This is a genomic window from Streptomyces sp. NPDC093064 (assembly GCF_044754605.1).
Lineage (GTDB): Bacteria > Actinomycetota > Actinomycetes > Streptomycetales > Streptomycetaceae > Streptomyces.
On the sequence record NZ_JBIVPK010000119.1, the window covers coordinates 1 to 5,302 of the forward strand.

Here is a 5,302-nt window from a genome sequence, read left to right on the forward strand (position 1 = left end):
AGGCCCTGCCTTCATGCCCCCGCGCGGCCACAATCACCTGAACAGCACACCCGTACGGAATCCCCAGCCCCACACTCGGTTTCGAGAAGCCCTCTAAAGCCATCTGGGCCGGCGCTGGGGGTGGCGGCCGGGGGCGTAGAGGGTGCGTTCGAGGGAGCGTGGGGGTTACTGAGATTCGTCGCATGATGTCGCTCGCCCCAATCCCTGAGCTGCGGCGATGTCCGAGTAACAGGCGACCTCCCTCGAAGATCACCTCTCACTGGACCTTTCGCCGATGCGGGTAGCCGAGACGCGGCGCACACAGTGCCTACGACTCAACATGCAGCGGATTAAAAGGAGTTGCTGGCATATACCGTTGCCTGATCAACTGCCGTTCGAGGAGGACACCTGTGTCAGATGAGTCTGAAGAGACCATGCTCACTCACATTCCGCCCGACGGGGTCGCCCCAGGGAACGGCTACAGCCACGTGGTGGTGGGTGAAGGTCGACTGGTCGTCATATCCGGGCAGGTCGCACTGGACGAACAGGGACGTGTGGTCGGGGAGGGCGACGCCGCCGCCCAGGCCCGTCAGGTCTTCGAGAACCTGCGGCGCTGCCTGGCGGCAGGCGGCGCGACGTTCGCCGAGGTTGCCAAGTTCACCTTCTACGTCACCGACGTCGCCATACTGCCGGAGGTACGGGCCGTGCGCGACGCGCACATCGACACCGTGCGTCCGCCGGCCAGTACCGCAGTACAGGTGGCCGCTCTGTACCGGCCGGAGCTCATGCTGGAGGTGGAAGCCCTCGCCGTTATCCCCTGGTGACTCGGCAAGCCTCTGACCGGGCGGTTGGACGGGTTGTCAGTGATCTTCGAGGGAGGTCGCCTGTTGCTCGGGCATCGCCGCAGCTCAGGGATTGGGGCGAGCGACATCACGCGATGAACCTCAGGTAGAAGGTGGGGTCGTTTAGCGGGACCGTGCAACAGGCTGGCGGCCCGCCAGGCGATATGGCAGTACGCCCGGTGCGCCTCAAAGACCGCCGAACGGCGGACAGTCTGCTCCCGTAGCCAGGCGAAGGCGGGAACCGAACGGTCTTTTCGCCCCGGGAGTGAAGGAAGCCCCTACCCTCGGCTGACCAGCCGCCTCTCCAGGTCTTCGCCGTGTATACGCGGTATCGAAGGCCGCTCCTGCGTGTTGTTGGGGGTGCGCTTGGCGGTGTGTTTTTGTACGGTTTTCAGTGCCCGGCTCGGACAGGAGGGCAGGGCTTGGCGGTCCCGTGCCGGTCGCACGTTGCACGGGACCGCCCCGAGCAGTGACTCGCAGCGATACGGCAAGGCTGAGTGTCCGTGGCGTCTGCACCTGTGAGGGCTCGGCCGTGCATCACCGGCCCGCAGACGGTCACGCCCAGTTGACGCCCAGTTCCCGAAGTGCGTTGCGCTGGTCGAGGGTGAGCTTGTCTCGCCTCGATTTGTTGTTCGAGACCCACACACCCAGCTTTACAGACACTTTGACGGCCTCTCCTTCCACTGCGATCTCTTCTGAGTGGGCCCTTGGGACGCGGTGGTGGCCTTCACGGGCGATGTACTGGGTGAGGGCCTGAACACCCCGCTGGAAGGCCGCTGACGCCTTTCCGCCGGCATTGGCCGGGGCTGGGGCGGGCTGCTCAGTGGGCTGTACGCCCAGCCGGGTCAGTCGTTCCTGCTGTTCGGAGGAGAGCTGCGCCCAGGTGCTCGCCTCGCGTTGCCGTGCGAGCCATCGTCCGATGTCGTCGCCGTCCATGAGTACGCCGGGTGCGATGTCGGGCAGCACACCGTCGGCATCGACCAGGTCTGCGAGGACGCGATAGTGGCGTTGCCAGTCGAGTGGCCAGGGGCAGTTCCAGTCCGGGTCGATGGCGGCCAGCTGCTGCGCACGCTGTGCCGCGCGCTCTGGGTCCTTGCCGAGGCCGCTTTTCTGGCCTTTGCGGCGGAGGTTGGCGATGTGCTGTCCGATGGGCACCAGGCCCTCGGCCTCGCTCTCGCCCCAGAGGGCGTCTTGTCGGGGTGCGAGGTGTCCGGTGGCGCGCCGGTAGGACCGGAGCGCGGCGAGCTTCGTCTCCCAGGCTTCCTCGCCCGGCTCCCAGACCATCCCGGCCTCCGGCGCGTCCAGCAGCAGCCTGCGCCGTTCCTCCAACTCCCCGGCCCTCAGCGCCTTTCGTTGCTGGTGGATCCATCGTCCGAGCGGAAACGCCTTGGTCGCCCCGACTTCGACCTCGATGTCATACGGGATGGCGTAGAGGCCGGTGATGCCGTTCTCCTTCCGCCAGCGCAGCAGGGCTTGGTAGCCCTCGAGCCAGACCAGGGATTCGGGTCGGTACACCCGCGTACGGAGGAAGGCCGCGATCGTTGCGGCGTCGCGCGGGCTGGAGAAGTGCAGCAGGGCCGCTTCGGCGCCGGCCTGCGTGTCGTCCTGCTCCTGGTCCTCGCTGTCGCCTTCGCCGCTGGTCCCGATGATCCGCCCGTCCTCGTCACGCCGGATGTGGACTGTGCGTCGTCCGCTGGTGAGGGCGCGGGAGGCGAGTTGTTCCACGAGTCGTTCATCGTGGGAGCGGAGGCCTTGGAGCACAGCGACCAACCCGGCATACGAGGAGGAGGCGACCATGTCGGTGGGGTCCTCGCCGGGTTCCAGGAAGACGGGCACGATGATGCGTGCGACCTTGGTGGTGCCGTCCCGGTTGAGCCGCAGCGCGCGGCCGATGTTCTGCACGATCTCGACTTGGGAGCCGCGGGTGTCGGCGAAGCAGACGGCTTCTACGCCCCGCTCGCCGGTGATGTCGACGCCTTCCCCGAGCACGCGACAACTTGCCAGGAACGCGCGGTGGACGCGCCGGCCCGCGGCATCGATGCCGTTCGCGAACTGGCGCAGCACCTCACGCCGCTCGGACACCAAATGGTCGCCGCACAGCCACGCTGACCACACCCGGTCCGGCGGGACGTGACGTCCGGCCTCCAGCTCGTAGAACTCCGCGTCGATCGACGACTTCGGCAGGGCCTCACCCTTCGCCAGATCGTCGTCGGAGGCGTCGTTCATGTACAGCTCTGCGGCGGTCTCCGGCAGTTTCTCGGCGAATGCGGCGGCCTCTTCGACCTTCTGGTGGAATGTCATGACCGTACGGAGGTTGTACGCCGCGGCGTGCTCCAAAAGTGCGGTCTGCAGGAGCGCGAGGCGCCGGCCTCGCTGCGCCTCCTCCGACTCTCCCAGGGTGGGGGAGGGGTCGTGGATTTCCAGTACGTCGATCTCGAATCCGGCGAGGATGCCCCGTTCGATCGCCTCGCTCAGCCCGAGCTCGGCCAGCCACGGACCGTATGTCCCGTCCGGGCCGTCGGCCATGGTCGCGATCTCCAGCTCCTGGCCGCCCGTGCCCTTCTGTGGCCGGGGTGCGGCGAGGATGCGCGGGGTCGCGGTGAGGTATAGCCGGAAGTCGGCGGGGATGCGGGTGTTGTCGTGGATCGCCGCCCAGGGCCGTCCGAGATCACCGGCGGTTCCGTGGGCTTCGTCCACGATGGCGAGGTCGAAGCCGTCCATGCGCTGCCCGTACAGGCGCTCCCCGCCCGCCAGAGCGGCCTCCAGTGGCCCGCGAACCTTCCGTTGGCCCTCGGGTGCGTCGATGTCCTCGCGGTCCACCAGAGAGGCGTACGTGGCGAACACGACGATCGGTCCGTGCCCGGCCCACAGGGCGAGCTGGATGGGGTTGGTGGTGGTGCGCACCCCGAGCTCGTTCAGCACCGGGTCGTTCTCCAGCGAGCACACGGCGACCATCGGGGTCCGGTGGCCCACCAAGCGCCACGCCTGGGCGGTCTGCGCGAGCAGGTCCAGGGTCGGCACGGTCACCAGGACCCGTCCGCCCGGGAAGCACTCCAGCGCGCACGCGGCGGTGGTGATCGTCTTGCCCGATCCGGTCGCGGACACGATCGTGCCCCGCGCACCCTCCGACGGTACGGATGATCTTGCAGGGAATCCCACCCACTTACGGAAACTGGTTTTCTGGGCTACCTGGTGTTCCCGAAGCTGAATACCCAGCATTCCCACGCCCCTCCTCTGCCTTCTTTTCCACTCGCTTCGGAAATCACAGGGACGGGGTGAAGGGCGGGACGGACACTGTGCCGTCCTCGGCCACGACGATCTGCTCGGCAAGCTGGGCCAGGACCTGAGAGGGGCGCAGCCCCGCCCGGTCGGCCACCACCTGGATCAGCCGACTGGACGCGGCGGACAGCGGGACCTCCGCCCGCAGTTCATCGGCTTCCTCCCCCTGCCGTTCCCTGAAGGCGGCCGGTGCCGCAAGAGCACCAGCAAACCGTTCCTCACGCTCGCGAGCCCACACCGAGCCCTGAGCGTCCCGTTCCGGCTCGTAGACACTCCAACCGACCGCAGTCATCAAGTCCCTGACGCGCCGCCACTCAGCGTGTTTGGCCAGCCAGATGGCAGCCAACCGCTCCCGGTCCATCTCGAACTCGTAGAAGGAACCGTTCCCCCTCAACTGCTCCGCGGTATCCCGCTCACGGACAGCGGCCTCCGCGACCTTTTCCGCAACGCCGGCGACATCCAGGCCACTCGCCTGACGCCGGACCCGATCCCGCGCCACGTCCTGAGCACTCCACATACGTTTTCCCTTTTCCGGAAGCGCGGACAGCTGGGCCCGCATCAGGTGGTTGGAGGGTGTCCCGTGTTTCCGCCAACAGTACATGCTGCATCACCTGATGCAGGCAACAAGATGAATCCGCGTGAGCGAACAAGAGCCTCGTATGCTGACGTCCCGGCACCGTATCGACGGCGACCTGAATAAGAGGTGGGGCGATGTGGGACGGGATCGAACTGTGGCTACGCAAGGCCGGAGGGCCCCTACTGGTGGGGGCGATCATGACCGGGCAGGCACTCACGCGTGAGCACTGGTGGCCGCCTCTGCGTCTACTGCTCCTCCTCGCCGGCATCGGAGCAGTAGTGGGCTGCGGGATTGAGACATGGAAGCTGATCCGCAGTCAGGGCCCGACCAAGACGGCCCTGGACCACCTAGAGGCATTCGAACGCGGAGAGAACCCCGACCCCACCGCCCCGTAACCAGCCAGGCCCGCGCCAGCGGGCCCAACGGTTCCGAAGGCGCAGCCGAAGGACCGTCAGGCGGGGGAGCGCAGCGGACCCGCCGGCCCGGGCTGCAGCGAAGCGGAAGCCCGGTAGCGGGACGAAGTCCCGCCGCTCCGGGAGCGCAGCGGACGGAGCGTCAACCCCGATGCGCAGCATCGGGGTTGCGCGGGTGGCGCAGCCACCCGCCAGCGCTCCCGCGGAGCGGG

General features: G+C 67.6%; 4 protein-coding genes. 2 read left to right on the forward strand and 2 right to left on the reverse strand.

The window, feature by feature from the left end; genetic code table 11:
* The first annotated feature begins 413 nt into the window (after positions 1–413).
* Positions 414–803 carry a RidA family protein gene (locus ACIQFZ_RS43045; RefSeq protein WP_384380727.1) on the forward strand — a complete coding sequence of 130 codons (390 nt, stop codon included), beginning with the start codon at positions 414–416 and terminating at the stop codon, positions 801–803.
* A gap of 573 nt (positions 804–1,376) precedes the next feature.
* Here the strand turns inward: ACIQFZ_RS43045 and ACIQFZ_RS43050 are convergent.
* Positions 1,377–4,040 (reverse strand): Helicase associated domain protein, encoded by a 2,664-nt coding sequence (locus tag ACIQFZ_RS43050; protein WP_402693959.1) that lies wholly within the window; start codon positions 4,038–4,040, stop codon positions 1,377–1,379.
* Positions 4,041–4,083: 43 nt separating this feature from the next.
* The gene (locus ACIQFZ_RS43055) at positions 4,084–4,659 is read right to left on the reverse strand and encodes a hypothetical protein (RefSeq protein WP_402693960.1); all 576 of its coding nucleotides are present in this window, start codon (positions 4,657–4,659) and stop codon (positions 4,084–4,086) included.
* 152 nt (positions 4,660–4,811) lie between these two features.
* Between ACIQFZ_RS43055 and ACIQFZ_RS43060 the strand changes: the two genes are divergently transcribed.
* Entirely contained in the window at positions 4,812–5,072 is a 261-nt protein-coding gene (locus ACIQFZ_RS43060) for a hypothetical protein (protein WP_402693961.1), read from the forward strand.
* Positions 5,073–5,302: the final 230 nt, after the last annotated feature.

Bases quoted from the DNA above. Each gene is read 5' to 3' on its own strand.
- ACIQFZ_RS43045 (WP_384380727.1), top strand. From the start codon at position 414: ATGCTCACTCACATTCCGCCCGACGGGGTCGCCCCAGGGAACGGCTAC.
- ACIQFZ_RS43050 (WP_402693959.1), bottom strand. From the start codon at position 4,040: ATGCTGGGTATTCAGCTTCGGGAACACCAGGTAGCCCAGAAAACCAGT.
- ACIQFZ_RS43055 (WP_402693960.1), bottom strand. From the start codon at position 4,659: ATGCGGGCCCAGCTGTCCGCGCTTCCGGAAAAGGGAAAACGTATGTGG.
- ACIQFZ_RS43060 (WP_402693961.1), top strand. From the start codon at position 4,812: ATGTGGGACGGGATCGAACTGTGGCTACGCAAGGCCGGAGGGCCCCTA.